At 59.4% G+C, this 1,725-nt stretch carries 2 protein-coding genes; one reads left to right on the plus strand and one right to left on the minus strand.

All coding sequences use genetic code 11. The annotated features are described in order from the left end of the window. Positions 1-617: bifunctional riboflavin kinase/FAD synthetase (locus AC097P_RS23595; protein WP_479612869.1), on the minus strand; the 617-nt coding region annotated here is incomplete at its 3' end. 214 nt (positions 618-831) lie between these two features. On the opposite strand from AC097P_RS23595, the gene AC097P_RS23600 reads away from it, so the two are divergent. Continuing rightward, positions 832-1,389 carry an HNH endonuclease gene (locus AC097P_RS23600; RefSeq protein ID WP_479612870.1) on the plus strand — a complete coding sequence of 186 codons (558 nt, stop codon included), beginning with the start codon at positions 832-834 and terminating at the stop codon, positions 1,387-1,389. Positions 1,390-1,725 lie beyond the last annotated feature (336 nt).

A 1,725-nucleotide genomic window follows, 5' to 3' on the forward strand; every position in this document is an offset into this window, starting at 1 on the left:
CGGCGCAGCTTGCGGCCATGCACCACGTGGCCCGAAATGCGGTATGGCCGGCCCAGCAGGCGCGCAGCGTCAGCCATGTCGCCCCGGGCCAATGCCTCCCGCACGGCTGAGCTGGAGACACGCAAACCATGGACCTCGTAGCTGTTCATGCGCGCCACGTCAAAGCCCTGTGCGTCGCCGGCAGCGTCCAGAAAGGCGTAGTCACCCGCGCGCTGGGCGCCAAACCGGAAGTCGTCTCCTACCAGCACATACCGTGCGCCCAGACCTTGCACCAGCACCGTGTCGACAAAGCTCTGCGGTGATTGCCCCGCCAGCTTGGCATCAAAGGGCAGTACGATGGTCTGGTCAACGCCACAGGTCGCCAGATCGTCCAGCTTGTCGCGCAACGTGCCGACCCGTGCGGGCGCCAGTTCGGGCTTCTTGAATGTGGCGGCAAAGAAATCACGTGGATGGGGTTCGAACGTCAGCACACAGCTGGGCACGCCGCGCTGCTGCGCCTCACCGCGCAAGAGCGCCAGCATGGCCTGGTGGCCGCGGTGCACGCCGTCAAAATTGCCTATGGTCAGTGCGCAAGCAGGGGCTACACCCGGGTGATGGAAACCGCGAAAAACCTTCATGAATTTGTTATCTTTTTGATAGCAGTCGCCGCTAGGGGTTCTAGCGCCTGAAGCCAATGTGTCACAGAAACAAGGTATATTGTGACGTAGCAGCCAAGGCAGCTTTTTTTGCCATGTTGTTGCAGCCTGTTCTGCAGACTTGATGTGTTGAGGACTGAGCTGGTTCGCGTCAAGTAACTGCGGGCTGTCCCGCATAGTTTCAGGAGGGCGTGTTTTGAAAGTCTTGAAATTGTCGGCCCAGGGGCTGCCGCAGTCGTGGATATCGCTGGAACAGGCGGTCATCCACTACGCGTCGGATGAGGTGCGCTGGGAGTCCGGTGGCCAAGTGGCGGTTTTTCATGGCGGTCACAACGCGATCACTGGCCTGCAATCCATCATCCGCGTCAACAGCATCATCGGCACCCGCGGTGTGCCTAATATCAACCCTTTCAACCTGCGCCCAGGCCTGACCAATGGCAAATTGTTCGACCGCGACCGCAATGTGTGCGCCTACTGTGGCCAGCGTTTCCACGAACACGACCTGACCCGCGAGCACATCATTCCCTTTGCCCAAAAAGGCGTGGACACCTGGATGAATGTGGTCACGGCCTGCAGACCCTGTAACCACCGCAAGAGTCACCGTACCCCTGAGCAGGCGCGCATGCCGCTGCTGTACGCGCCGTATGTGCCCAGCCTGTGGGAGGATTTCATCCTGCGCAATCGCCGCATTTTGGCGGACCAGATGGAATTTTTGATTGCACACGTTCCCAAATCCTCGCGGTTGTTGATCTGATATCGGTGGCTCCCTTGGGCGACGAGTTACAACTGGTTACCTCTTTTGCGGGCCATTCGCCGCTTAAACGCGGCGGATGCGTCGCACACGGTTCGACTCTAAAGAGAAATGAACCACAATCCTTGGGAGAACCCGTCTCCTTTTCCAAAGCCCGCCTGCGTGGGCACTATTTTTGACTCCTGACAGATCGCACCGTGAACCGCGAGCAACCGATTTCAACCGCCAAACGCCCAAGCCCACAGCCGCCCACCCCGGCGGTGCGCTTGGCACGTATGCTGATTGCGCAAACGCTGGCCTATTTCGCCGAGCACGAAGCCAAAAATCTGACTCTGGTGC

Source organism: Rhodoferax sp. ZS1R8, from assembly GCF_056521325.1.